This is a genomic window from Caloramator fervidus (genome assembly GCF_900108045.1).
Lineage (GTDB): Bacteria > Bacillota > Clostridia > Clostridiales > Caloramatoraceae > Caloramator > Caloramator fervidus.
The window spans coordinates 1-25,517 of sequence record NZ_FNUK01000010.1; the positions used below are offsets into that span (position 1 = coordinate 1).

Annotated in this window: 25 protein-coding genes and 1 CRISPR repeat array (1 of these 26 running past the window's edge); of the genes, 21 read left to right on the forward strand and 4 right to left on the reverse strand. The window is 28.9% G+C overall.

Annotated elements, in window-relative coordinates:
* The coding region (locus C4R78_RS09570; RefSeq protein ID WP_146057666.1) for a transposase family protein at positions 1-203 on the reverse strand (203 nt) is incomplete at its 3' end.
* Between the two features lie 196 nt (positions 204-399).
* Here C4R78_RS09570 and C4R78_RS04560 point away from each other — a divergent pair.
* Together C4R78_RS04560 and mnmM are read left to right on the forward strand one after the other, a co-directional pair.
* Entirely contained in the window at positions 400-1,104 is a 705-nt protein-coding gene (locus tag C4R78_RS04560; RefSeq protein ID WP_103895918.1) for a pseudouridine synthase, read from the forward strand.
* A gap of 14 nt (positions 1,105-1,118) precedes the next feature.
* Positions 1,119-1,700, forward strand: coding sequence for a tRNA 5-(aminomethyl)-2-thiouridylate-methyltransferase MnmM (mnmM, locus tag C4R78_RS04565; protein ID WP_242971193.1), 582 nt, complete (start codon positions 1,119-1,121; stop codon positions 1,698-1,700).
* Here mnmM and C4R78_RS04570 read toward each other — a convergent pair.
* On the reverse strand, positions 1,663-2,316 hold the full coding sequence (locus C4R78_RS04570) for a hypothetical protein (protein ID WP_103895919.1): 654 nt from the start codon (positions 2,314-2,316) through the stop codon (positions 1,663-1,665). The two genes, mnmM and C4R78_RS04570, sit on opposite strands and share 38 nt — an antisense overlap.
* 56 nt (positions 2,317-2,372) lie before the next feature.
* On the opposite strand from C4R78_RS04570, the gene surE reads away from it, so the two are divergent.
* The 10 genes from surE to speD all read left to right on the forward strand — a co-directional run bounded on the left by surE (position 2,373) and on the right by speD (position 11,283).
* Positions 2,373-3,134, forward strand: a complete 762-nt coding sequence (gene surE, locus C4R78_RS04575; RefSeq protein WP_103895920.1) for a 5'/3'-nucleotidase SurE — start codon at positions 2,373-2,375, stop codon at positions 3,132-3,134.
* Positions 3,107-3,334, forward strand: coding sequence for a YpmA family protein (locus C4R78_RS04580; protein WP_423236635.1), 228 nt, complete (start codon positions 3,107-3,109; stop codon positions 3,332-3,334). The genes surE and C4R78_RS04580 overlap by 28 nt, the downstream gene beginning before the upstream one ends.
* Before the next feature lie 93 nt (positions 3,335-3,427).
* Positions 3,428-4,306 carry a MurR/RpiR family transcriptional regulator gene (locus C4R78_RS04585; RefSeq protein ID WP_103895922.1) on the forward strand — a complete coding sequence of 293 codons (879 nt, stop codon included), beginning with the start codon at positions 3,428-3,430 and terminating at the stop codon, positions 4,304-4,306.
* 151 nt (positions 4,307-4,457) lie between these two features.
* Positions 4,458-5,708 (forward strand): Glu/Leu/Phe/Val family dehydrogenase, encoded by a 1,251-nt coding sequence (locus C4R78_RS04590; RefSeq protein WP_103895923.1) that lies wholly within the window; start codon positions 4,458-4,460, stop codon positions 5,706-5,708.
* Positions 5,709-5,840: 132 nt separating this feature from the next.
* A complete protein-coding gene (locus C4R78_RS04595; RefSeq protein ID WP_103895924.1) occupies positions 5,841-7,064 on the forward strand; it encodes a BaiN/RdsA family NAD(P)/FAD-dependent oxidoreductase in 1,224 nt (407 codons plus the stop codon).
* A gap of 5 nt (positions 7,065-7,069) precedes the next feature.
* Positions 7,070-7,438 carry a chorismate mutase gene (aroH, locus tag C4R78_RS04600; RefSeq protein WP_103895977.1) on the forward strand — a complete coding sequence of 123 codons (369 nt, stop codon included), beginning with the start codon at positions 7,070-7,072 and terminating at the stop codon, positions 7,436-7,438.
* 44 nt (positions 7,439-7,482) lie between these two features.
* Positions 7,483-8,163, forward strand: a complete 681-nt coding sequence (cmk, locus tag C4R78_RS04605) for a (d)CMP kinase (protein ID WP_103895925.1) — start codon at positions 7,483-7,485, stop codon at positions 8,161-8,163.
* Complete coding sequence (locus C4R78_RS04610) at positions 8,150-8,740, forward strand: lysophospholipid acyltransferase family protein (protein WP_103895926.1); 591 nt, start codon at positions 8,150-8,152, stop codon at positions 8,738-8,740. The genes cmk and C4R78_RS04610 overlap by 14 nt, the downstream gene beginning before the upstream one ends.
* Position 8,741: 1 nt before the next feature.
* Entirely contained in the window at positions 8,742-10,655 is a 1,914-nt protein-coding gene (locus C4R78_RS04615; protein WP_103895927.1) for a bifunctional 4-hydroxy-3-methylbut-2-enyl diphosphate reductase/30S ribosomal protein S1, read from the forward strand.
* A gap of 247 nt (positions 10,656-10,902) precedes the next feature.
* A complete protein-coding gene (gene speD / locus C4R78_RS04620; RefSeq protein WP_103895928.1) occupies positions 10,903-11,283 on the forward strand; it encodes an adenosylmethionine decarboxylase in 381 nt (126 codons plus the stop codon).
* 40 nt (positions 11,284-11,323) lie between these two features.
* Here the strand turns inward: speD and C4R78_RS04625 are convergent, their stop codons facing one another.
* Positions 11,324-12,946 carry a putative manganese-dependent inorganic diphosphatase gene (locus C4R78_RS04625; RefSeq protein ID WP_103895978.1) on the reverse strand — a complete coding sequence of 541 codons (1,623 nt, stop codon included), beginning with the start codon at positions 12,944-12,946 and terminating at the stop codon, positions 11,324-11,326.
* Between the two features lie 168 nt (positions 12,947-13,114).
* Between C4R78_RS04625 and C4R78_RS04630 the strand changes: the two genes are divergently transcribed.
* Positions 13,115-15,709 (forward strand): calcium-translocating P-type ATPase, SERCA-type, encoded by a 2,595-nt coding sequence (locus tag C4R78_RS04630; protein ID WP_103895929.1) that lies wholly within the window; start codon positions 13,115-13,117, stop codon positions 15,707-15,709.
* A gap of 17 nt (positions 15,710-15,726) precedes the next feature.
* On the opposite strand, the gene C4R78_RS04635 is transcribed toward C4R78_RS04630, so the two are convergent.
* Complete coding sequence (locus C4R78_RS04635; protein ID WP_103895930.1) at positions 15,727-16,137, reverse strand: hypothetical protein; 411 nt, start codon at positions 16,135-16,137, stop codon at positions 15,727-15,729.
* Between the two features lie 212 nt (positions 16,138-16,349).
* Between C4R78_RS04635 and cas6 the strand changes: the two genes are divergently transcribed.
* From cas6 to cas2, 8 genes are read left to right on the forward strand one after another with little or no spacing between them, the layout of a single operon-like run.
* Positions 16,350-17,075, forward strand: coding sequence for a CRISPR-associated endoribonuclease Cas6 (gene cas6 / locus C4R78_RS04640; RefSeq protein WP_242971194.1), 726 nt, complete (start codon positions 16,350-16,352; stop codon positions 17,073-17,075).
* Positions 17,076-18,821 carry a type I-B CRISPR-associated protein Cas8b1/Cst1 gene (gene cas8a1 / locus C4R78_RS04645; RefSeq protein ID WP_103895931.1) on the forward strand — a complete coding sequence of 582 codons (1,746 nt, stop codon included), beginning with the start codon at positions 17,076-17,078 and terminating at the stop codon, positions 18,819-18,821. It abuts the gene before it with no gap.
* Positions 18,814-19,707, forward strand: coding sequence for a type I-B CRISPR-associated protein Cas7/Cst2/DevR (cas7i, locus tag C4R78_RS04650; protein WP_103895932.1), 894 nt, complete (start codon positions 18,814-18,816; stop codon positions 19,705-19,707). Before cas8a1 ends, cas7i begins: the two co-directional genes overlap by 8 nt.
* 4 nt (positions 19,708-19,711) lie before the next feature.
* A complete protein-coding gene (gene cas5b / locus C4R78_RS04655; RefSeq protein WP_103895933.1) occupies positions 19,712-20,386 on the forward strand; it encodes a type I-B CRISPR-associated protein Cas5b in 675 nt (224 codons plus the stop codon).
* Complete coding sequence (locus tag C4R78_RS04660) at positions 20,383-22,539, forward strand: CRISPR-associated helicase/endonuclease Cas3 (RefSeq protein ID WP_103895934.1); 2,157 nt, start codon at positions 20,383-20,385, stop codon at positions 22,537-22,539. Before cas5b ends, C4R78_RS04660 begins: the two co-directional genes overlap by 4 nt.
* 10 nt (positions 22,540-22,549) lie before the next feature.
* Positions 22,550-23,068, forward strand: a complete 519-nt coding sequence (gene cas4 / locus C4R78_RS04665) for a CRISPR-associated protein Cas4 (protein WP_103895935.1) — start codon at positions 22,550-22,552, stop codon at positions 23,066-23,068.
* Between the two features lies 1 nt (position 23,069).
* Positions 23,070-24,050 carry a type I-B CRISPR-associated endonuclease Cas1b gene (gene cas1b / locus C4R78_RS04670; protein ID WP_103895936.1) on the forward strand — a complete coding sequence of 327 codons (981 nt, stop codon included), beginning with the start codon at positions 23,070-23,072 and terminating at the stop codon, positions 24,048-24,050.
* 1 nt (position 24,051) lies between these two features.
* Complete coding sequence (gene cas2, locus C4R78_RS04675; RefSeq protein ID WP_008910040.1) at positions 24,052-24,315, forward strand: CRISPR-associated endonuclease Cas2; 264 nt, start codon at positions 24,052-24,054, stop codon at positions 24,313-24,315.
* A gap of 184 nt (positions 24,316-24,499) precedes the next feature.
* Positions 24,500-25,517: direct repeats of the CRISPR family, unit length 29 nt; unit sequence GTTTTATATGGACTATGTGGGATGTAAAT (it continues 403 nt past the right edge of the window).

Below are 25,517 nucleotides of genomic sequence, written 5' to 3' on the forward strand. Positions count from 1 at the left end.
TTCTTGTTCTGAATAGGAACGTCTTTAATTTTTTGGGTTCTGTAGTCATGGACTTTAGAAGTAGTAGAGCCACAAGAAGGGCAAACATGAGATTTTTTTTTAGTTTCAACATGAAATTCAACGAAATCATCACCATTTACAATATTTTTTACGAAAACATCTTTTAAATTAAGCAAATTATTGATAAAATTATTCCTAAGCACTTTATCAGATGCCTCCTTTCAAAATATTTTGTGGGTTAATTATATTTTAGCAAAGCTGGCATCTGAATAAAGTGCTTTTTTGTATTTAAAGAAAAAATGTTGAGGTTTATTTACCACCCCAACATTTATTATAGAACCTTTTTATGATAAATGATATAATTCATAAAAGCAAAAGACTAGTTGCAGAGGTGAAAAAATGGAAAGAATTCAAAAATATATTGCAAGATGTGGAGTAACTTCAAGAAGGAAGGCTGAAGAATTAGTAAAGCAAGGAAGGGTAAGGGTAAATGGAAATATAATAAAAGAAATTGTTATGGTTGATCCTCAAAAAGATATTGTTGAAGTTGATGGTAAAATAATAAAGCCTGAAGAAAATAAAGTTTATATAATGCTTAACAAACCTGTGGGATATGTTACAACTGTTAAAGATGATAGAGGTAGAAAAACAGTTCTTGATTTGGTTAATGTTAAGGAAAGAATTTATCCTGTAGGAAGACTTGATTATGATACGTCGGGGCTTTTGCTTTTGACTAATGATGGAGATTTTGCATACAAGCTTATGCATCCCTCAAAAGAAGTTGATAAAGTTTATATTGCAGAGATTGAGGGGATTCCTACGCAGGATGAACTTGAAAAATTTAGAAAAGGCCTTAGAATAGAGGATTATATAACTTCTCCAGCAAAAATAGATATTTTAAAAATAAAAGGTAAAAATTCTATAGTAAAAATTGTTATACATGAAGGAAAGAACAGACAAGTAAGAAAAATGTGCGAAAAAATAGGTCATAAGGTTGTAAGATTAAAGAGGATTCAAATAGGGAATATAAAGCTTGGCGATTTAAAATTAGGACAGTGGCGATATTTAACTAAAGAAGAAATAGATTGGGTAAAGAAATTATAAAAGGGGGTTTTAAGGTGTATAAAATAGTTTTAAAAGCAACTAGGATGGCTCAAGACATAGTAGAGAAGGTTTTAAAGGAAGATGATTTTGCCGTAGATGCTACTTTAGGAAATGGAAATGATACCTTATTTTTAAGCAGTATTTTAAATAAAGGTAAAGTATATTCTTTTGATATACAATCTTATGCTGTAGATAAGTTTAAAAAAGTCTTAGATGAGAAAAATATAAGAAATGTTATCTTAATTAACGATGGACATGAAAATATTTTAAAATATATAAATGAGCCTATTAAAGTTGTTATGTTTAATTTAGGATATTTACCAGGGGGAGACCAAAGCATAATTACAAAGCCAGATACTACTTTAAAAGCTTTAGAGGATTCATTAAAAATATTAAAACCCGGTGGAATTGTTACTATCGTTGTCTATACTGGTCATGTTGGAGGGAAAGAAGAAGAAGTGGCTTTGAAAAACTACATAAAATCATTAGATCCTAAAGTTTTTTCAGTAATGCAGATTAAATTTGTAAATAGGGATGAAAAAGCTCCGTATTTAATTGTTATTGAAAAGAATGACAGTTGTAATGTAAATAAATAAGATATTCTTTGTTTGTGTAAAATTTTAGAACTTTTATTTTTGAAGGTGGATTTATTTTGTTTCCACATTTTAAGCAAACAAAATTTCCATTAAATATATAGTCGGTATGTTTTTCAATTTTTATGTTGTTAATATATTTTTGCCAACTATTCCAGCCAGTTTTACAAAGTTTTATTCTGTTTTTAGGATCAGCTAAAACCCAACGTAGTAATTTATGAAAATGAAAGGGATATCTTGTATAATTTATATAATCTTGAGGAACGCCAAGGTTTATGATGTATTCTTTAAATGTATTTTCAACTAAGCTTTGCAAAGGATCTGTTATTTTAGTGTTAAAAATTTTAAATCCCTTGTTTGTTAAATAGTTTCTTGTTTTATTAAATATATATCCTCTGCATATATTAATTTCTTCATTTTTATTTATGTTAAGTTTTTTTATACCATTTTCAACTATTTTAATGCAGTAATCTTCAAATTTTTTTTCTTGAAAGTGTGGATATTGAAAATATTTTATAGGAATAATGTCATAATAATATTCAAGGGTTGATGTTCTAATTATACCTATTAATGTTCCTCCTACTAAACTTCCACTGCCAGCATCGTCTATTTGTATCATCTTCATGCTCCTTTCTTTCTTTTTATATTTAATATTTCCATAAAAGGAGGTATTTTATGAGAATTCTTATATCAAATGATGATGGGATTTATGCAAAAGGTATTTATTATTTAGCAAAAGAGTTAGAAAAAGATCATGAATGTATAATAGTGGCTCCAGATAAACAAAGAAGTGCAGCAGGTCATGCTATTACATTACACAGACCTATAACGGTTAAAAAAGTTAAACTTGAAGGAATTAAGAGTATAGCATATAGTGTTGATGGTAAACCCGCAGATTGCGTTAAGGTTGCCATAGAAAAGCTTTTAGAAGATAAAATAGATATGATAATTTCAGGAATAAACAACGGTTTTAATTTAGGAACAGATGTAATATATTCAGGGACAGTATCAGCAGCTGTAGAAGGAGCTATATATAAGATACCTTCTATTGCAGTCTCTGTTGATTTTAATGCAGATGATGAGTATTACAAAAGGGCAGCTAGACATGTAAAGAAGATAGCTGAAACTTCATATTCTAAACTAAAAAATGATGTTGTGTTAAATATTAATGTTCCAAAGGAGGATATAAAAGGAATAAAGGTTTGTAGCTTAGGAAACAGGATTTATGTAAATGCTTATATAGAGGAAGAAACAGGTAATGAAGGTGAAAGAAAGTTTCAACTTGCTGGAGAAGTTAAAGACTTTGATGATGTTGACACTGATGTATTTTATATAAAAAATGGATATATAACTGTAACACCTTTACACTATGATTTGACTAATTTTAACATAATAAATGAGGTTAATTTATGGCTGACAAAGGAGGTTATTTTATGAAAAAAATGCATGAAGACCTACACTTGATTGCATTAATGGAATTTAAAAGTTATGATGAGATGTATAAAGTGGTTGACTTTTTGAATAAGAATTTGAAGAAATATGGATTAATATTTGGTTTAACCAGAAAAGATGGAAAGGATACTATCTCTATATATGATGCCGAATATACAAATTATGAACAAAATACCGAAAAATGAAGGATATATTGCAAATTTTGAAATTTAATGATAAAATATAATTGATTTTTAGAAAATTGCAATACTGCAATTTACAAAGAAAAGGGGTAGAATATGGAAGGGAATAGACAGGATTTGATAAAGATAATTCAAATGAAGTTTCCAAGGTTAAGCAAGGGGCAAAAGATAATAGCAGAATATATTTTAAAGCATTATGATAAGGCTGCTTTTATGACAGCTGCAAAGCTTGGACAAACAGTTGGTGTAAGTGAATCTACTGTTGTTAGATTTGCTAATGAATTAGGGTTTAGTGGATATCCAAGTCTTCAAAAAGAGTTACAGGAGCTTATAAAGACAAAGCTCACCTCTGTTCAAAGAATTGAAATTACTAATGAACTTATTGACGAGGAAAATCCTTTAAAAAGCGTATTAAAAGCTGATATAGAGAATATCAGGGTTACCTTGGAAAAAATAAATCAAAATACCTTTGATGAGGTAGTAAGTGAAATTTTAAAAGCTAATAGAATATATATAGTAGGTTTCAGAAGCTCTCAGGCTTTAGTTGAGTTTATGGGATTTTATTTAAATTTAATTTTAGATAATGTAAGAGTAATTTCAAGGGGCGTAAGTGATGTATTTGAGCAACTTTTAAGAGTAGGAGAAGGGGATTTAGTTATAGGAATATCTTTTCCTAGATATTCTTTAAGAACCATAGATGCCTTAAAATTTGCGAAAGATAGAAATGCAAAGGTTGTTGCTATTACTGATAGTCTTCTTTCTCCTTTAGCAGCCCATGCAGATTACACGCTAATAGCTCAAAGTAATATGGTATCTTTTGTTGATTCATTAGTTGCTCCACTAAGTCTTATTAATGCTTTAATAGTTGCTGTTGGAGTTAAACAAAAGGATGTTATCTCTGAAACATTTAAGACATTAGAAAATATATGGGAAGAATATAATGTTTATGGTGGCCGTTCAAAGAATTATGATTAATATTTTTGAGATTTTTCAAAAAATAATAAAAAAAGTATGATTTATTTAAAAAATTTATGATAATTATGAAATATATTATTTTTTTGACTTGAATTTTTGCAAGAAATCATGCATAATGGTAGTGTAAGGTTTATTAAGGGGGGTTTTATTAATGGCAAAGGAAAATTTAAACCCATTTGAGAATGCCCAGAGACAATTAAAGGAGGCATGTGATAAGCTAAATATTGATCCAGCAGTATATGAAATTTTAAAGGAACCTCTAAGAGTTCTTGAAGTTTCAATTCCTGTTAAGATGGATGATGGAACAATAAAGGTATTTAAGGGATATCGTTCTCAACACAATGATGCAGTAGGTCCAACAAAAGGTGGAATTAGATTCCATCCGAATGTAACAATGGATGAAGTTAAAGCATTATCATTATGGATGACTTTCAAATGTGCAGTTGTAGGAATTCCATATGGTGGAGGAAAAGGTGGAGTTATAGTTGATCCAAAAACATTATCACAAGGTGAATTAGAAAGATTAAGCAGAGGATATATTCAAGCTATACATAAGTTAATAGGTGAAAAGGTAGATATACCTGCTCCAGATGTTAATACTAATGGACAAATTATGGCTTGGATGGTAGATGAATATAATAAACTAGTTGGTCATAGTGCTGTTGGAGTGTTGACAGGAAAGCCAATTGAATTTGGAGGTTCATTAGGAAGAACAGCTGCAACTGGTTTTGGTGTTGCAGTAACAGCAAGAGAAGCTTGCAGAGTGATGGGAATAGATATAAGCAAGGCAACTGCTGCTATTCAAGGATTTGGTAACGTTGGAAGTTATTCAGCATTGAATTTAAATAGATTTGGTGCAAAGGTAGTAGCAGTAGCTGAATGGAATGGAATTATTTATAAAGAAGATGGAATTGATGCTAAAGAATTGATGGAATATGTTAAGGCTAATAAGACAATACTTGGTTTCCCAGGAGCTAAAGAAATTACTCCTGAAGAATTCTGGTCATTAAATGTTGATATTCTTGTTCCAGCAGCACTAGAAAATGTTATAACTACAGAAAATGCTCACTTGATTAATGCTAAGATAATTGTAGAAGGTGCTAATGGTCCTGTAACTCCAGATGCTGATAAGATATTAGAAGAAAAGGGAATATTGGTAGTTCCAGATATATTAGCAAATGCTGGTGGAGTTACTGTATCATACTTTGAATGGGTTCAAAACTTAATGGGATATTATTGGAGCGAAAAAGAGGTTGAAGAAAAAGAAGAAGATCTTATGGTTAGAGCATTTAATGCTATTTGGGACATTAAGCAACAATACAATGTTTCAATGAGAAATGCTGCTTACATGCATTCAGTAAAGAGAGTAGCAGCAGCAATGAAGGCAAGAGGTTGGTATTAAAATTAATTTTTGAAGTAAACTATCCTAATGCAACATGCATTAGGATAGTTTTTTGTCTTATTATGTAATGTTTGTTTGGGTAAAATATGTTATAATAAACAAGGTTTATTAATTTAATCTAAGGAGGGTAATATGAAAAAAGTAATAGTTGTTGGTGGCGGAGCATCTGGAATGATGGCTGCGATAATTGCTGCAAAATATGGCAAACAAGTTTTGCTGATAGAAAAAAATGATAGGCTAGGAAAAAAGATACTTATAACGGGAAAAGGTAGATGCAATGTTACAACAAGTAAAGGCATAGAGGACATAATACAAAATATACCTGGAAATGGCAAGTTTATGTATAAAGCATTAAATACTTTTTCAAATTTTGATTTAATTAATATGATAGAGAAAAAAGGGGTTAAGCTTAAGATAGAACGAGGTGATAGAGTTTTTCCTGAAAGCGATAAATCAATTGATATTGTAAAAGCATTTGAAGGTTATCTTAAAGATTATAAAGTAAAAATTATGTTAAATACAAAGGTAACAGATATTTTAGTTGAAAATAATAAAGTAATTGGAGTTGAAATAAATAATAAAGAAAGGTTATATTCTGATGTTGTAATTTTAGCAACTGGAGGTGCATCATATCCTGGAACAGGCTCTAGTGGAGATGGATATAAGTTTGCTAAAAAATTAGGTCACACTATAATAGACCTTAAACCTTCCCTAGTTCCATTAATAACCAAAGAAGAATGGATTAAGGAACTTATGGGACTTACTTTAAAAAATGTTGCTATAAAGGTTAAACATAGAAGCAAAGTTATATATGAAGATTTTGGTGAGATGCTTTTTACTCATTTTGGCATATCAGGACCTATAGTGTTATCAGCAAGCAGAAGCATAGTGGATGTTTTACCTTCTGAAGTTGATTTTTACATAGATTTAAAACCTGCGTTAACTCGTGAAGAGCTTAATAAAAGAGTACTTAGAGATTTTGAAAAGTTTATTAATAAGGATTTTAAAAATTCACTAGATGAGCTTTTGCCAAAAAAATTAATACCTGTTGTTGTAAAATTATCTGGAATTGAGCCAAATAAAAAAGTTCATTCAATTACAAAACAAGAAAGATTAAATCTTGTTAATCTTTTAAAGGAATTTAAATTAACAGTTATAGGAACAAGACCAATAGAAGAAGCTATTGTAACAAGGGGAGGAGTTTCTGTAAAAGAGGTTAATCCTCAAACTATGGAGTCGAAAATAGTAAAGGATTTATATATAACTGGTGAATTATTAGATGTTGATGCTTATACAGGAGGTTTTAATTTACAGATTGCCTTTTCAACTGGATATTGCGCAGGATATTTTTGTTAGGAGTGATGCTTGTGTTTTCTATAAGAGGAGCGATAACTGTTGATAAAGATACAAAAGAAGATATTTTTGAAGCTACCAAAGAACTATTTAAAAAGATAGTAGAGTTAAATGACCTAAATATAGAGGATATCGTATGTATTATATTTTCAGTAACAAAAGATTTAAAAAGCGCATATCCTGCAGAAGCTATAAGACAGATGGGAATTACTTATGCTTCTTTGATGTGCCTTCAGGAGATGTTTGTAGAAAATAGTTTATCAAGATGTATTAGAGTATTAATTTTGGTTAATGGTGATAAAAAACAAAATGAGGTAAAAAATGTTTATCTTAAAGGTGCAGTTAATTTAAGACCTGAATTTAGTGAAGGAATTTAAGAAAATGTATAGAAATATAATAATATTTAAAAGGGGAGTTGCATATGAAAAAAATAAGTATAGCCATTGATGGTCCAGCTGGAGCAGGGAAAAGTACTATAGCAAAAATTATAGCGAAAAAATTAAACATAGAATATATTGATACAGGTGCTATGTATAGGGCGGTAACTTTAAAAATTTTAAGAGATAACATTGACATAAATGATAAAGAGCAGCTTTTAAATATGCTTAATAATATTGAAATTAAGTTTGTAAATAATAGAATTTATTTAGATGGATTAGATGTTTCAGAAGAAATAAGGATGCCACATGTAGGAAAGTATGTTTCACAGGTTGCTGCTATAAAAGAAGTTAGAGAAAAGCTTGTATTATTACAAAGAAATATTGCTAAAAATTCTAGTGTTATCATGGATGGTAGAGATATTGGAACAAATGTTTTAAAAGATGCAGATGTAAAAATATTTTTAATAGCTTCTGTTGAGGAAAGAGCAAAAAGAAGATATAAAGAGCTTAAACAAAAAGGTATAGAAGTTTCTTATGAAGATATTTTAAGGGAAATTGAAAAAAGAGATTTTATAGATTCAACTAGGGAGGTTAACCCTTTAAAAAAGGCAGAAGATGCTATAATTGTTGATAGCAGCAATAAAACGATAGATGAGGTTGTAGAAGAAATTTTAAATATTATTAGCTTTAAAATTAAGGGGTGTGAGTATGGTATTATATAATGTTTTAAAGTTTATAGCAAAAATTGTATTTAATTTGATTTATAAAATAGAAGTAGTAGGGCTTGAAAATATTCCTGAAAAAGAAGGTGCTTTAATTTGTCCTAATCATTATACTTGGGCTGATCCTGTTATTGTTGGTATAGTTACTCCAAGACCTATTAGGTTTATGGCTAAGGTAGAGGCATTTAAAAATCCTTTTTTGAGGTTTTTGCTAAAATACCTTGGAGCTTATCCAGTAAGAAGAGGTGAGGCGGATCTTAATGCTGTTAAAAATACGCTAAAATTGTTAAAAGAGGGGAATTTAGTAGGGTTATTTCCTCAAGGAACCAGAGTTAAAGGGAATGATCTTGGGAAAGCCCATTCGGGAGTAGCATTGTTTGCTATTAAATCGGGTAAAAAAGTAATTCCTGTTTATATAAGTGGTAATTATGTTCCATTTACTAAAATGAGGGTTGTGTTTGGAAAACCTATTGATTTTTCTGTTTATAGTAAGGACAAGCTAACTGGCGACGATTATTTTAATTTAAGCCAGATAGTTATACAAAAAATTAGGGAATTAAAAGAGGGGGAAAATTAACATGGAGTTAATTGTGGCTAAAAGTGCTGGATTTTGCTTTGGAGTTAAAAATGCTATGGATAAAGCTTTAAAGACAGCGGAAGAAGAAAAAAATGTAAAAACTTTAGGGCCAATCATTCATAATCCTGATGCAGTAAATCTTTTAGAAAAAAAAGGAATTTTTGTAGTTGAAAGTATTGATGATGTAAAGCCTGAGGATACTGTAATAATAAGATCTCATGGAATTGGAAAAAAAGAATTATTAGATCTTAAAGAAAAAGGAGTTAATGTAATAGATGCGACTTGTCCTTATGTTAAAAATATACACAATATAGTAGAACAAAATTATTCTAAGGGATATAAAATAGTTATTATAGGAGATTCTGAACATCCAGAGGTTAAAGGGATAAATGGTTGGTGTGATAATAGTGCTATTATAATAAAAGATGTAGATGAGGTAAATGAAGAAAAGTTTAAAAATCAAAAGGTATGTGTTGTTGCACAAACTACGTTTAATTTGAAAAAGTGGCATTTGATTGCAAGTAAAATAATTTTTTATGCAAAGGAGTCTTTAGTTATAAACACTATTTGTAGTGCTACTGAAATAAGACAAAAGGAAACAGAAGAAATAGCTAAGAATGTTGATTTGATGATAGTTATTGGTGGAAAAAATAGTTCTAACACCAAAAAACTTTATGATATTTCTAAAGATAATTGTGAAAACGTTATTTTTATAGAAAATGCTGATGAGCTTGAAGTTGAAAAAGTAAAGGATTATGAAAAAATAGGAATAACAGCAGGAGCTTCAACGCCCCAGTTTGTAATTGAAAAGGTTATAGAAAAATTAAGCAATATTATAGATTTAGATGAAGAGGTTAGTAATGAGGATATTGATTATTTTAGTGATTTTAAAAGGCTTGAAGTTGGTGATATCATAAAGGGAAAGGTAATACATGTTACAGAAAATGAGGTTTATTTCGATATAGGATATAAATCTGATGGGATCCTTTTAAAAGAAGAAGTTGATTCCTTTGTGAATTTAAAAGAACAGTTTAAATTAGGCGAAGTTTATGATGTTGAAGTAATTAAGTTAAATGATGGAGAAGGAAATGTGTTGCTTAGTAGAAAAAACATTGAACGTATGGAGTTTATAGAAAAATTAAAGCAATGTAAATTAGATGGAACATTGATAGAAGTTGAGATAGTAAAGAGTATTAGAGGTGGATTTGAGTGTAGGATAGGCGATATAAAATGTTTTATGCCGTTATCCCATTCAGGGCTTAGTTTTCAAGATAGTTTAGAAAGTATTGTAGGAAAGAAGTTTAAAGTGAATATTTTAGAGGTTAAAGAAGATGAAAATGTTGAGATTATAGTTTCAAGAAAAGATGTAGCAAAGCAAGAAAAATTAGAAAAAGCAAGAAAAAAAATAGAAAGCTTAAAAGAAGGAGATGTTCAAAAAGGTAAGATTAAAACTATTATTGATTCTGGAGTTTTTGTAGATGCTAATGATTATGATGTGTTTATTCCTATTTCAGAATTATCATGGAAAAAGATACAAAAACCCAGCGATGTAGTAAATATAGGTGATAACGTTGAGTTTATGATAATAAAGATAGATAGAGCTATGGTAAAAGTTACGGGAAGCATAAAAAGGACTATGGAAACTCCTTGGGAAAAGTTTACTAAAAAGTATTCTGTAGGAGATATAATTGAGGGGAAAATAGTTGGATTTGCTGATTTTGGAGCCTTTGTTGAATTAGAAGACGGGGTACAAGGTCTTGTGCATATTTCTAATATGTCCTATATAAAAATAAATAGACCTCAAGATATAGCTAGAATAGGTCAAAAGGTTAAGGTAAAGATAATAGATATTGATTATGAGAATAAAAAAATATCTTTATCAATGAAGGATGCTAAAAGTAAAGTTACAGGTTAAGGTGGGCAATTAGAGGCCTACCCTTATTTTTTTATGTAGAATTATTGCTTTTTTTGAAAATAGTTATATAATTAATTTTAGTAGTGAAATTATTTAAATATAAAAAAACGAGATTTAATGAGAAAAATTAAGGATTTTCAAGTATAATTTAATATAATTTTAGATTTTCTGCAAAATACTTGACTTTTTGTTTGATTTTGATAAAATTTAATTATTGTAAAAATAGAAAAGGAGGTTGAGAGTTAGAATGAATGCATTGGGACGTCACATTATAGCAGAAATTTATGGATGTGATGCTGAAATTTTGAATGATAGAGAAAAAATTGAAAAGATAATGGTTGATGCAGCTCTTGCCGCAGGTGCAGAAGTTAGGGAAGTAGCTTTTCATAAGTTTAGTCCTTTAGGAGTAAGTGGAGTTGTTGTTATATCTGAGTCTCACCTTACAATTCATACTTGGCCAGAATTGGGATATGCTGCTGTAGATGTGTTTACTTGCGGCGATCATATAAATCCTTGGGATGCTTGCAATTACATGACAGAAAAATTTGGTGCAACTCATATTACCGCAACTGAAGTAAAAAGAGGTTTATTTGATCAGCCAGTTCAAGTAAAAGTTTCATCCTTATAAATAAAAAATGCGCCCTGATAAAAGGACGCATTTTTTATTTTTATTCTATGGCTTGTGATAAAGGAGGAACTACTTGTTTCTTTCTTGATATAACACCAGGTAGGAAGAAAGAGTTTCCTTCTACTTTTACATTGAAAGCTTTTTCTATAATTTCTTTTTGTTCTCCTACAAATAACATTTCAGAACCTTCTTTTATAATATCTGTTAACATTATTAATAAAAGATCATATCCTTTTTCTTTGCATAAATTATCCATGAATTTCAAGATATCTTGTTTTATATTTTGTAGGCTATCAAGGTCCATTGTATTAAATTGGCTTACACCTATATTGAATTTTCCAAGTTTAAATTCTTTAAAATCTTGATAGAATATTTCTTCTGGAGTTTTACCTTGTAAGGAAGTTCCTGCTTTAAACATATCAAGTGCAAAAGTATCTATATCAATTTCTGCAATTTCTGCAAGTCTTTCTGCTGTTATTTTATCTATGTAAGTACATGTTGGAGATTTAAATTTTACCGTATCGGATATAATAGCAGCACATAATAGGCCGGCTATACTCTTTGAAGGCCTAATTCCATTTTCAAAGTACATATTTGCAACTATAGTGGAAGTGCTTCCTACAGGTTCATTTCTAAAGTAAATAGGTTTTCCAGTTTGAATGTCAGCAATTCTGTGGTGATCAATTATTTCTAAAATTTCAGCATCTTCTATTCCATGAACGCTTTGAGCTTTTTCATTATGGTCTACTAATATTACATATTTCTTTTTGTTAGAAATTAAATGATATCTTGAAATAAATCCATAAATTTTATTGTTTTCATCTAAAACAGGATAACTTCTATATCTTGTTTGTAGCATTTTTTCTTTTATTTCATCTACAAGGTCATCTGTATAGAATAATACAATATTTTCTGTTGTCATTACATATTTTATTGGTATGCTTTGATTAATTAATCTTGAAGTTGTAAACGTATCGTTAGGAGTTGATATAATTACGCAGTTTGATTTTTTAGCTAAATCTAACACTTCTTCTTCTACTTCAAATCCTCCAGTTACAATTAAGCAGTTGGCCCCAAGTTCAATAGCTTTTTTCTGAGCATCTGCTCTGTTTCCAACTATTACTATATCTCCTTTATCAATAAAAGGTTCCATACTGTTTGGTGCTAAAGATGCTACAACTATTTTACCGCTAGTATTAAATTTAGATTCATCTCCTAATATTAATTTTGCATTTAAAGTTTCTAATATATTTTTTAAAGGGGTTCTTATTATATTGTTTTCTAGGGTATCCATGTATTCATTTGTTATATTAGATTGAGTAACTAACCCTAAAAACTTTTCATTTTCATCTACTACTGCAAGGGTTTTAACGTTATTTTTTTTCATTAATGACCATGCTGTTTTTAAAGAAGCATCAGGTGATACTGGAATTGCTTTGTCTAAGTTTAAATCAGCTATTTGAGTTTTAACTGTTGAAAGAAGTTCAGGCACAGGAATGCCAAAATAGTTTAAAACAAATTCTGTTTCTTTGTTTATATCGCCAAGTCGTTTAGCTATAGCGTTAAAGCCGAGGCGTTTTTTAAGTTCAGCATATGCAATTGCAGCTGCAATTGAGTCAGTATCGGGATTTTTATGACCAAATACGTAGATTACATCTTTCATTTCTTTCATCCAAACACCTCCTATAATTTACCTTATTTATTATACCTAATAATTTATAAATTTCAAATATGATATTTCGATTTTGTGATATAAAAACAAAATAAAAAATATAATTTACTGTAAGAATTAAAAAATTACTAACATATTTCGATTAAGGGGGATGATAACTTGGCACTTCTTGAGACAGATTTAAAAAAAGATAATGCATATTTTGGATTAAGTAAACATGAAGTAAAAAAGAGATTAGATAAATATGGGTATAATGAAATAACAAAGAAAAAAAGAAAATCTCCAATACTTATTTTTTTATCTCAGTTTAATGACTTTATAGTTTGGGTATTAATTGCAGCAACTATTGTTTCGGCATTTTTAGGAGAAATTGCAGATGCTATAACTATACTGATTATTATATTGATGGACGGAATTTTAGGTTTTATTCAAGAATATAGAACAGAATGTGCATTAGAAGCTTTAAAGGAACTTGCATCACCTACTGCAAAGGTTATTCGTGAAGGAAAGAAGATGGTTATAAAAGCTAGGGAAATAGTTATAGGGGATATTGTAGAATTAGAAAGTGGAGATAGGGTTCCTGCAGATATTGTAATTTTAAAGACAGATTTTATTCAAACAGATGAATCTCTTTTATCAGGTGAGTCTTTGCCGGTAGAAAAAAGAGAATATGATGGTAAGAGTATAAAACCTGAAAATATGCTTTATATGGGATGTTTAATAACTAAAGGTAAATGTATTGGCAAAGTTATAGCAACTGGTATGAATACAGAAATGGGTAAGATAGCTGATATGCTTGATAGCATAGAGGATTCTAAGACACCTCTACAGGAAAAATTAAACAAACTAGGTGAATACTTGGTTTATCTTATCTTAATAATTTGTGCTTTAGTTACTGCTACTGGAATAATAAGGGGCGAAAATATCTATAAAATGTTTTTGGTGGGAGTAAGTTTAGCCGTCGCTGCAATTCCAGAAGGCCTTCCGGCAATTGTTACTGTTTCACTTGCGCTTGGAGTTCAAAGGATGATGAAAAAGAATGCAGTGGTAAGAAGGCTTCCAGCTGTTGAAACATTAGGATGTACTCAAGTTATATGTTCAGATAAGACAGGAACATTAACTCAAAATAAAATGACTGTTAGAAAAATTTACTTAGATAAACTATATAGCATTACTGGTGAAGGTTATAATACTAAAGGGGAAATACAGTATAATGGTTTGACAGTAAATTTGGAAAGGAATGAAGCTTTTAAAAAGCTGATGGAATGTAGTGTTTTATGCAATAATGCTGTTTTAGAAAAAAACAATATATCAGGTGATCCTACTGAAATAGCTTTGCTTGTTATGGCGGCAAAATGTGGATACACAAAGGAAAAGTTAAAAAATTTTATGTTAATTAAAGAAAATCCCTTTGATTCAGATAGAAAGATGATGTCTGTATTAGTTCAAAAGGATGGAAAAAGATATTTATTTGTAAAAGGTGCAGCAGAAAAAATACTTCAAAGATGTAAATATAAAATTAGTGATGATGATATAGTTGAATTTACTGAAAAAGATAAAAAATTTTTATTAAATATTAATGATGAAATGGCAAAGGAAGCTTTGAGAGTTTTAGCTCTTGCCTATAAACAGGTAGATAGAGATGATACGGAAAATGATTTGATATTCATAGGTTTATTAGGCATGATAGATCCACCGAGAAGGGAAGTTTATAATGCAGTTTTAGAATGTAAAATGGCAGGCATTACTCCTGTTATGATTACAGGAGACCATAAATTAACTGCTGCTGCAATAGCTAAGGAGATAGGTATATTAGGAAATAATGATAAAGTCCTTACAGGAGATGAGCTTAATAAGCTTTCAGATAAGGAATTAGAAAAAATAATTTCAGATGTAAAAGTTTTTGCAAGGGTGACTCCAGCCCATAAATATAGAATTGTTAAAGCTTTTAAAAGAAAAGGATTAGTGGTTGCAATGACTGGAGATGGGGTAAACGATGCTCCAGCGGTAAAAGAAGCTGATATAGGAATAGCTATGGGACAGGCAGGAACAGATGTTACTAAAGAAGCAGCATCTTTAATTTTACTTGATGATAATTTTGCTACAATAGTAGCTGCCGTAAAAGAAGGAAGAATTATATATGAAAATATACGAAAATTTATAAGATATCTACTTTCGTGTAACATAGGTGAAGTACTAACGATGTTTTTAAGTTCTTTGTTAAATTTACCTTTACCTCTTTTACCTATTCAAATTTTATTTGTAAATTTAGCAACTGATGGTCTACCTGCTATGGCTCTTAGCATGGAAAAAGGTGAAAAGGATATTATGCAAAGAGGACCTAGAAGGAAAGATGAAAGTATTTTTTCAGATGGACTTGTTCATAAAATTATTTTGAGGGGCATTTTAATTGGAGTTTGCACGGTTACTGCTTATGCAATAAGTTTAAATTATTTTGGAGATATAATAGTATCAAGAACGATAGCTTTAGGAACTTTAATTATGTCTCAATTATTCCATGTATTTGAATGTAGATCTGAAAGGCAGTCTATATTTAAGCTTGGGGTTTTTTCTAATAAATACTTGATTTGTGCTGTTTTATCTTCATTATTTATGTTAATTTTTATATTTTACAATCCATTTATGCAAAGGATATTTTATACTCATCCTTTAAATATAGTTCAGTGGTTTATAGTTTTATTATTTTCAGGAACCATTTCTTTAATTTCAAATTTATATTGGTATAAAAAATAAGGAAGTAAAGTTTTGCTTTACTTCCTTATTATTTGTTTTTGCTGAAGTTTTTTAATGTCTATTCCAACAGGAATTAATTCTTTTTTGGTTGTTAAATTGATGATATTTAAAATTTCAATTACATCTGAATTTTTCTTTTTATTTTTTTTAGGTTTTAATCCTTGGATTAATAAAAGATGTCCTTGATTGATTTGGATAAAGTCAGGCTTTTTAAAGAATCTTCTTCTTTTGTATTGACATTTAACTACTACTTTACTTCTTTCAGGTTTAACAACTATATCAGCAGTTAATAAATGGATAAATCCTAAAATAACTTTTTCTGTTATTTTTACGCTTAATACATGGCCATGAATTTGAGTTATACGGTCTTTATATTTTTCCCAATATGCATCTTGAAGTTTTTGAGTAAGCTTTTCTTTAAATCCCATAAGCATTCTCCTTCTATGTTAAATTTTATTGTATAAAAATTACAATTTGAATCTAAGTTTAACAATTATATATTATAGCAATAAATTGAATTAACGTCGAGGGGATTTGTGTAGGTATTATAAATGTAGTTTTATAAATTTATCTCCATATTTTTTATACGAAGAAGGATCTTTACAAAATTTATAGAATTAAGTAAATAGGAGGTGAAATTTTGAGAATAAAGTGCTTTTTTGAAAGTAATTTCATACCTGTTGACTACAATATGATGTTTGTAAGTTTTATAAAGGAATGTTTAAAAAAGTCGGATGAAGATTATTTTAATAAATTATTTTATTATCAAAATAAGCAGAACAAAAAAAGTAAAAATTATTCTTTTGCTATAGGTTTTAATAATTTTAAATTAGATGGAAATGTTTTTAATATTGGGGGAGATGTAATTTTTAATCTTACTTCTCCAGACTTAGAGTTTTTTGTTAATTTTTATAATGGTTTATTAAAAACAAAATTTTTTAATTATAAAGAATATACTCTAAAAAGAAAGAGAGTAGTTTTTATTAAAGAAAAAGTTATAGATAATGATGAGGTAATATTCAAAACTTTATCTCCGATATGTATAAAAGATAAAAATAATAATTACCTTGATATAGATGATGAAAAATTTAATCAAGAGTTAAGTTATATAGCTGATTTAATAGTTAAAAATTTTAGAGGTTATGGTATTAAAAAAGAAATTAATTTTGAACCAATTGATATGAAAAAAAGGATTGTAAAATTGAATAAGGATTTTTTAAATCAAAATAAAGATAGTTATTATAAAGTTAATGCATACTCTGGAACTTTTAAATTAAAAGGAGATGTGGAAGATTTAAATTTAATTTATCAGTTAGGATTATCCTTTAGGCGAAACCAAGGTTTTGGAATGTTAGAGGTGGTATAGGTGCAGGTTAGAGTTTACTTAAATGATTGGTTTTACAATATGTGCATTGTTGGAATGATAAGGATATTAGAGCATGCAAAGAGAAAGGGAGAGGATATAAGTTTTGTTTTAGGAGAAGATTTTTTAGAGATTGACGATAAAACTATTAACAATTTTCATAATTATTACTTTGATTATTTTTATGACGAATATACAGAAAAGGAGTATATAAAAATTAAAGATAGGTTTAACCAATTAAAGTTAAGATCAGATGGAGATATAATAAAGGAAATAGAAAAGTTTTTATCAGAAACTAAACTAGCTGATAAAGCGACAAAGAAAGGTTTTGAAAGTGAAGTCAAGGAGTTATTAGATATAATTAAAAAAGTCAAGAAAAACCATGATTTAAATACTCTGGCAATTTTAATTAATAAAATAGAAAGTTTATTAAATAAGAATGATATCGTAGAAAAATATGCTTTAGATAATATAAGAAGCATGATGTATGATAATTTTTTTGGACAAATGAGTTTTCTTCAAAAAGGCTTATCTAATAAAAGCCTAGATGAACACAAGCAAATTATGTTTAAGGATTTTATAAAGCCTTTAATTGTTGATATTAAAGTTAAAGAATATCTTCAAAATAATGATTTTAACAATTTAAGCAGTTTTTTAGAAAACGAACAAGGCAAAGAGGAAAACATAAAGGCTTATAAAAATTACTTAAAAAAATCTAAGAAGGATGTAAATAAATTTAATGAAAGTTTGTGTGCAAATAGTTATTGTTCAATTTGCAATATTTATCCCTCATTTAAAGAAGATTTTAATGAATCAAGATTTTTGATTTTGGGTGTTAGCAACGAAAATGCTTTTAATTTTTTCTGGAATTTTATAACTAAATATCCTATTTGCAATCTATGTAAGTTAGTTATTTTATGTGCACCTGCAGGAGTAGTAAAATTTGATAAGTTTTATATGGAAAAGGAAGAATGGTGGAAAAGAAATTTCTATACTTTTGTTAATTTAGATACAAATTTAGAAGACTTATTTAAAAAGAATGAATCTCTAAAGAAGAAGATAAGTTCTGATAATCCTTATAAAGAATTTATTGTTGACATATTAGAACAAGCAAGGGAAGAATCGATATGGACTTTACAAAATATTTTGTTTGTTGAGTTCAATGGTCAATATCAAAGCAAAAAATCAAATCTTAAATATATGCATATTAGCAAATCTATGGCCAAATATTTTAAAACTTATTCAAGAGGAACAATAGGTAGGATAAAAAATAGAAAATTAAAAGTTGAGTTGATTGATAAAATACTACAAAATGAAGATTTAAATAGAGTTATTTTTATAAGATTGAAGGAATACATAAAAAACAATGCAAATGGGGCGGATATATATTATTCAACTCTTTCAAAAGCTTTGTTAAATTGTATAAAAATGAAAGGAGATGAAAATAAAGTGAAAGATAAAGTATATAGAGCTTTTTTTACAGGTAAGGAGATGAGGGAATATCTTAAGAAAAACAAATCAGAAAACAAAATAAGTTCTCTTGCCTACAGACTTTTAAATACTGCAAAGGTGGGGAACAAAAAGGATTTTATGGACACGGTTTTAAGGCTTTATGTAAATTCAGAAATGGAAATGCCAAGGATTTTTTTAGAAGCATTTTATGAAGATAATATAGATTTTGAGACATTAGCTCAAAGCTTTATTGCTGGGCTAATAACTGAAACTAAGGAGGTTGAAGTTCATGAGTAAAACTGCAACAATGAGCATAATTTTTCAAGCTCAAAGCTTAAACTATGGTGAAGGGACAAGCAATATTTCAGAACTTAAAAAATTAACAAGAGGAAATGGACAACAATTTACAGTAGCATCAAGACAATGCTTAAGATATGATATAGCAAGGCTTGGTGGTGCATTGTTCGGCTGGAATTTGCAGGTTGTTGATAAAAGTAAAGGGACTGTGCAGTTTAAAGATGAATTGAGTATTAAAGATTCTGAAGAAATGGACTTATTTGGATATATGAAAACTAAAGAAGGTGAGGGTGGGAAAAATAGGTCAGCAGCTGTTAGAATAAGTTTTGCAACTTCTTTAGAGCCATATAAGAATGATATTGAGTTTTTAAGCAATAAAGGTCTTGCTGATAGGATTAACGAAAATGCCAATCTTGCAAATATTGAACAGCATTTAAGTTATTATACTTATACAATTACTATGGATTTAGATAAAATAGGGGTAGATGGAGAAATAAGATTGGATAATGAAACAAGGTATAATAGAATATCTCAGTTTTTAGATATAGTAAAAATACTCAATAGGGAAATAAGAGGAAGATTAGAAAACTTATCACCTCTATTTGTAATTGGTGGAGTTTATGATTTCCCAAACCCACTATTTTTAGGAAGGATTAAGCTTTTGGGTGTAAAGGATTCTTTTGCAATTGATCTTGAACCTATAAAATCAGCTATGGAAGTTTCAGTTTTGGATTGTAAGGTTGAGGAAAAAACATTTGTTGGAATTGTCAGTGGAATATTTGCAAATGAGGATGAGATAAAGGATCTATTTAAGGATAGAACTTTGAGTGTAAATCAGTTTTTTGAAAATATGAAAAAGGAAATCAAAACATATTATGGGGTGTGATTAGATGAAGGCTCTAAAGCTTAAGCTTTTTCAAGAAACTGCATGCTATAAAAAACCCTTTGCATTAAAGGTGGCAGAGACTTATCCTCTGCCTCCTTATTCTACTGTTAAAGGTTTTTTACATTATGTTCTTGAGGCTGAGGATTTTGTGGATATGGCAATATCTGTTCAGGGAGATTATGAAGATAAATTTATAAATTTACAAACATTTTATTTTTACAAACAAAACGAAATAACTAAAGGACCTTTAAATGTTCATTATCTTCATAATGTTGAACTTTTAATTCATGTATATGCTAAAGAAGCAATATTGAATAAAATAATTGAAAATATGAAAAATTCTAAGGAATTTTTTAGTTTAGGCAGAAGGGAAGATTTAGTAAGGATAGACGATATAAAGATGGTTGAGTTTAGAGAAGTTGATTTAGACGAAGAAGATGATATTTATGTTTTAAAATACTCTGCATATATCCCAAAGTTTTATAATTATGAAGCTCTTACAGGAATAAATTATAATTTAAATTTTAAATATAACATAAAAAATGAAATAAGGGAATGGGAAAAAGTTAAGGTAGTTTACGTTGAAAAGGATGCCAATGTTATAACAAACGGAAAAATTTATTTAGATAATGAAGGAGATATTATTTTCTTTAATAAGAAGGTCGGGGAGATAGTATGATTTTTGCAAAGTCTAATCCTGTTGAAAGCCTAAAGGAACATACAGATTTAGTAATGGAAAATTATAAAAAACTTAAAGAATTATATGAAAATGATATTAGTAATATTGTTGAAGAAGAGAAGTTTTGGGATATGCTTGAAATTGCATGTTTTTATCATGATTTTGGTAAAGTTTATACACCCTTTCAAAATGAAATTCGAAAGGTATTAAAAATGGAGCTTTTAAATACAAAATTTAAAAACGATATTCCACATGGATACTTATCTCCTGCCTTTTTAAACAGTAAATATATAAAAACAAAGTTTGGCGAAAATAATTATGTAATTTTAGTTCAAGCAATAGCTTTTCATCATGAAAGGGATAGTGATGTAGAGGATTTAAGAAATATTCAAGAGGTGCTAGATAAGGATTTAAGTTTTGCTATTGAAAAGCTAAACGAAGAAATGGGGATTTCTCTTGAAAAGGTAAGTAAAAAATATATAAATCACATAAAGCAGCAGGTAAGGATAAAGGAAGGGGATAGAGGCTATAAAAAATATATTATGCTAAAGGGGCTTTTACACAGAATAGATCATAGTGCCTCAGCTCATGTGGATGTTGAGATTAAGCCAGAAAAAAATATATCAGAAACTGTTGTAAATTATATAACAAAAAAATTAAGTTCTAATTTAAGGGAACCACAAAAATTTTGCCTTGAAAATAAGGATAATAACATAATTATGATTGCTTCAACAGGCATAGGGAAAACTGAATCGGCTTTACTTTGGATAAATAATGATAAGGCTTTTTTTACCCTTCCTTTAAGAGTTTCAATAAATGCAATATATAAAAGAATATTAGAGGATATGCAATATAAAGATGTAGGGCTTTTACACTCTAAAAGCTATGATTTTCTTTCCAAGGAAGGATATAAGGATTCCTTTGAAAAATATGAGATTTCAAAGCAACTTTCTTACCCGATAAGTTTATCGACTATAGATCAGCTTTTTACATTTCCATTTAAGTTTAAAGGATATGAAAAGATATTAGCAACATTAGCTTATTCTAAGGTAGTAATAGATGAAATACAGGCGTATTCGCCTAAAATAGCAGCAGCGATTTTAAAAGGGATTGAGATGATACATAAAATGGGTGGAAAATTTATGATAATGACAGCAACACTTCCTAATATTTTTAAAGAATATCTTGAAAATAAGGGAATCACATTCCAATTTAATGAATTTTATAGTGATATCAATAGACATAAAATTTGTATAAAGCAAGAAAAAATTAATGATAATTTAAATTACATTATTGATAAGGCTCGAGATAAAAAGGTTTTAATTATAGTAAATACTGTAAAAAAAGCAATGGAACTTTATGAAGAAGTAGTGAAAAAAGAATTGATAAAGGAAAATGATATTGAAGTTAATTTATTACATTCTCTTTTTATTCAAAAGGATAGATTTGATAAAGAAGATAAAATTAAAAATTTTAATAAAAATGGAATATGGATAACTACTCAAATAGTAGAAGCATCCCTTGATATAGATTTTGATATTCTTTTTACTGAACTTTCTACAGTAGATAGCCTTTTTCAAAGAATGGGGAGATGTTTTAGAAAAAGAGAATATAACGATGAAGAACCTAACATTTATATTTATTGTAATGAAGTTAGCGGTATTGGAACTATCTACGATGAAGAGATTTTTAAAAAGAGCAGGGACGAATTATTAAAATACGATGGAAAGTTTATAACTGAAAAAGAGAAGGGCGAAATTGTAGATAAAATCTATTCACGGGAATCTTTAAAAGGAACGCACTATTTAGAAGAATTTGATAAAGCATTGGAATTTTTGGATTCTGTTTATGATTATGATCTTGATAAAAGGGATGCTCATAAAGAACTGAGGGATTTTACTAATGTTAAGGTAATTCCTAAGGAAATTTATGAAAAGAATATAACTTTAATTGAAGAATACTTAAACGAAAAAGATTATAAAAGGAAAAGAGATAAACTTATTGATATAAAACAGCTAACTATGGATGTTCCGTACTATAGGGTAAAAAATAATTTGCTTGACAGCAAAATTAATGGAATCTTTATTGTGAATTATAAATATGATAGTAAAATTGGACTTCATGTTGGGGAAGAAGTAACTAATTTTATTTAAAGGTGATACTATGGAATTTAATTTAGAGGATTTTAAAGTTCAAGGAATAAAGGTTAATTATTATTACGTATGTAAAAGAAAGCTTTGGCTTTTTTCAAAAGGAATAACTATGGAAGATAAAAGCGACAGAGTGCTGCAAGGGAAATTACTACACGAAAGCTCCTATCCTAGGATTGAAACAAGGGAAATTATGGTAGATGATATTTTGAAAATAGACATTGTAGAGGATGAATATGTAAGGGAAGTTAAAATAACAAGTAAGATGCCTTTGGCTGATAGAATGCAGCTTTTATATTATCTTTATTATTTAAAAAATATGGGAATAGAAAAGGTTGGAGTTATTAATTATGTAAAGGAAAAAAGAAGGGAATTTATAAAATTAGATGTAGAAGCTGAAAGGGAAATAAAAAGGGCTTTAAAGGATATTAAAGATATTTTAGAATTAGAAAGGCCCCCCAAATTGGAGAAATTGCCTTATTGTAAAAAATGTTCCTATTATGAACTTTGTTATTCTGGTGAGGTCGATTAATATGAATAAGGATTATTATATATTTTCAAATGGAAGACTTAGAAGAAAAGAAAACACAGTGTATTTTGAAGATACTGAAGGAAATTTAAAGCTTATTCCAATTGAGACAGTAGAAAAGATACATGTATTTGGAGAGGTGGATTTAAACAACAAGTTTTTGAGTTTTATTGCAACTCATGGAGCTATAATAAATTTTTATAATTATTATGGTTATTATGTTGGCAGCTTTTATCCTAAAAAGAAAAATGTTTCGGGGTTCTTACTTGTAAAGCAGGCAGATAATTATTCAAATTTTGAAAAAAGATTATATTTGGCAAAATGTTTTGTTGAAAGTGCTGCGTATCATATTGTTAGAAACTTAAAGGAATATCAAAACACAGACGAGGAAATAGAAAGGATTAATTTGGAAAGAGAAAATATAAAAAAAGTCAAGGATATAGATGAGCTTATGGGGTGTGAAGGTAGGATAAGAAAAATCTATTATTCAGCCTTTAACAAGATTTTAAAAAATGATTTTGGTTTTGAATCTAGGGAAAAAAGACCTCCTAAGGATCCAGTTAATGCTTTGATTTCCTTTGGAAATATGCAAATGTATACTACAGTTTTAGGTGAGATTTATAAAACTCAACTTGATCCTACTATAAGCTATCTTCATGAACCCTCAACAAAAAGGTTTTCATTAAGTCTTGATATAGCAGAAATTTTTAAACCTCTAATAGTTGATCCAGTGATTTTTAGGCTTGTTAATAATAGAATAATTACAAAGGATGATTTTGATTATGAGGATGATTTTTACTTCTTAAACGATAATGGTAAGAAAAAGTTTATAAAGGAATATGAGGAAAAACTTCATACAACGATTAAACATAGAAAACTAAATAGAAGTGTATCTTATAAGGGGTTTATATTGCTGGAATGTTATAAACTCATAAAACATCTTTTAGGGGATGAAATATATAAACCATTAAAGGCATGGTGGTAATATGTTTGTAATTATTACCTATGACGTAGGAGAAAAAAGAGTAAATAAAGTTAGGAAAAAATTAAAACAATATCTTATGTGGACTCAAAATTCAGTTTTTGAGGGAGAAATAAGCGAAGGGAAGTTGCAAAAGTGTTTGTTTGAAGTAAGCAAAATTATAAAAAAAGAAGAGGATTCTATTTATGTATATAGAATTAACTTTCCAGCACAGGTTAAAAAGGATATAATGGGGATTGTAAAAAGCTATGAGGATATATTTATATAACTGCAGCGAACCTAATTTTGAAAGAAAGTCATTTTAAGCCTTGAATAAACTAATTTAAAGACTATTCGTTTTTAAATTCTATTTTCACAATCCCCCCTTTGCTGCAAAAAATAACAATCATAAATTTGAATAGTATTAATTTAAGCTAGAATAATTAAAGATTGATTTAATATGCTTAAATAGGGTTTTATATGGACTATGTGGGATGTAAATACGCTCTTGTAAAGTTCGGTGAAGATATAAACGAAGGTTTTATATGGACTATGTGGGATGTAAATTGATAAAACTAACTTGAAGGCGTTTTTATTTATTCAAGTTTTATATGGACTATGTGGGATGTAAATATATAAAAGACGCAAGTATCACAAACGCAAAAATAGCGTTTTATATGGACTATGTGGGATGTAAATCGTCTATACGTTCTTGAAGTATATCGTCCCAAAATTTGTTTTATATGGACTATGTGGGATGTAAATGCGTGGGAAGAGCATATAAAAACTTTTAAAGTATTTGTTTTATATGGACTATGTGGGATGTAAATATTGAACTTCTTGGCACTATAAATAAAAATTCATCATCGTTTTATATGGACTATGTGGGATGTAAATTCTTTGGCGGAGAGGTGGTGAAGACGAGTGGCAACTAAGTTTTATATGGACTATGTGGGATGTAAATTTCTTTATAATACACTAATTCATTTGTTAATCCCTGTTGGTTTTATATGGACTATGTGGGATGTAAATAGAAACAAGAATTAAAAAGGCTTGAAGAAAAAATAGATAGTTTTATATGGACTATGTGGGATGTAAATTAATGCCTCTTCTGCTTCTGCAACTTCTGTCACTATTAGTTTTATATGGACTATGTGGGATGTAAATAACGAAGCGAGAGCAATGGAGGAAAAAGAGCCACTTGTTTTATATGGACTATGTGGGATGTAAATGCATATTGCTGCAAAAACATGCTATCAAAATTCACAAAGTTTTATATGGACTATGTGGGATGTAAATCGTTTAGTTCGGTAAAACATCTTCTAAAAGCATTTAATGTTTTATATGGACTATGTGGGATGTAAATCGATATGTTCAGCCATAACCGAATTAGCAGCAATTACGTTTTATATGGACTATGTGGGATGTAAATAATTATACCCTTGATGCTCCGATAGAAGGTAAAACTGTTTTATATGGACTATGTGGGAT

Bases quoted from the DNA above. Each gene is read 5' to 3' on its own strand.
- aroH (WP_103895977.1), top strand. From the start codon at position 7,070: ATGCTTGTGTTTTCTATAAGAGGAGCGATAACTGTTGATAAAGATACA.
- cmk (WP_103895925.1), top strand. From the start codon at position 7,483: ATGAAAAAAATAAGTATAGCCATTGATGGTCCAGCTGGAGCAGGGAAA.
- cas4 (WP_103895935.1), top strand. From the start codon at position 22,550: ATGGAATTTAATTTAGAGGATTTTAAAGTTCAAGGAATAAAGGTTAAT.
- C4R78_RS04625 (WP_103895978.1), bottom strand. From the start codon at position 12,946: ATGAAAGATGTAATCTACGTATTTGGTCATAAAAATCCCGATACTGAC.
- C4R78_RS04585 (WP_103895922.1), top strand. From the start codon at position 3,428: ATGGAAGGGAATAGACAGGATTTGATAAAGATAATTCAAATGAAGTTT.
- speD (WP_103895928.1), top strand. From the start codon at position 10,903: ATGAATGCATTGGGACGTCACATTATAGCAGAAATTTATGGATGTGAT.
- C4R78_RS04580 (WP_423236635.1), top strand. From the start codon at position 3,107: ATGGCTGACAAAGGAGGTTATTTTATGAAAAAAATGCATGAAGACCTA.
- C4R78_RS04570 (WP_103895919.1), bottom strand. From the start codon at position 2,316: ATGATACAAATAGACGATGCTGGCAGTGGAAGTTTAGTAGGAGGAACA.
- cas1b (WP_103895936.1), top strand. From the start codon at position 23,070: ATGAATAAGGATTATTATATATTTTCAAATGGAAGACTTAGAAGAAAA.
- cas5b (WP_103895933.1), top strand. From the start codon at position 19,712: ATGAAGGCTCTAAAGCTTAAGCTTTTTCAAGAAACTGCATGCTATAAA.
- C4R78_RS04590 (WP_103895923.1), top strand. From the start codon at position 4,458: ATGGCAAAGGAAAATTTAAACCCATTTGAGAATGCCCAGAGACAATTA.
- C4R78_RS04610 (WP_103895926.1), top strand. From the start codon at position 8,150: ATGGTATTATATAATGTTTTAAAGTTTATAGCAAAAATTGTATTTAAT.
- cas2 (WP_008910040.1), top strand. From the start codon at position 24,052: ATGTTTGTAATTATTACCTATGACGTAGGAGAAAAAAGAGTAAATAAA.
- C4R78_RS04560 (WP_103895918.1), top strand. From the start codon at position 400: ATGGAAAGAATTCAAAAATATATTGCAAGATGTGGAGTAACTTCAAGA.
- C4R78_RS04615 (WP_103895927.1), top strand. From the start codon at position 8,742: ATGGAGTTAATTGTGGCTAAAAGTGCTGGATTTTGCTTTGGAGTTAAA.
- C4R78_RS04660 (WP_103895934.1), top strand. From the start codon at position 20,383: ATGATTTTTGCAAAGTCTAATCCTGTTGAAAGCCTAAAGGAACATACA.
- surE (WP_103895920.1), top strand. From the start codon at position 2,373: ATGAGAATTCTTATATCAAATGATGATGGGATTTATGCAAAAGGTATT.
- cas7i (WP_103895932.1), top strand. From the start codon at position 18,814: ATGAGTAAAACTGCAACAATGAGCATAATTTTTCAAGCTCAAAGCTTA.
- C4R78_RS04635 (WP_103895930.1), bottom strand. From the start codon at position 16,137: ATGGGATTTAAAGAAAAGCTTACTCAAAAACTTCAAGATGCATATTGG.
- C4R78_RS04595 (WP_103895924.1), top strand. From the start codon at position 5,841: ATGAAAAAAGTAATAGTTGTTGGTGGCGGAGCATCTGGAATGATGGCT.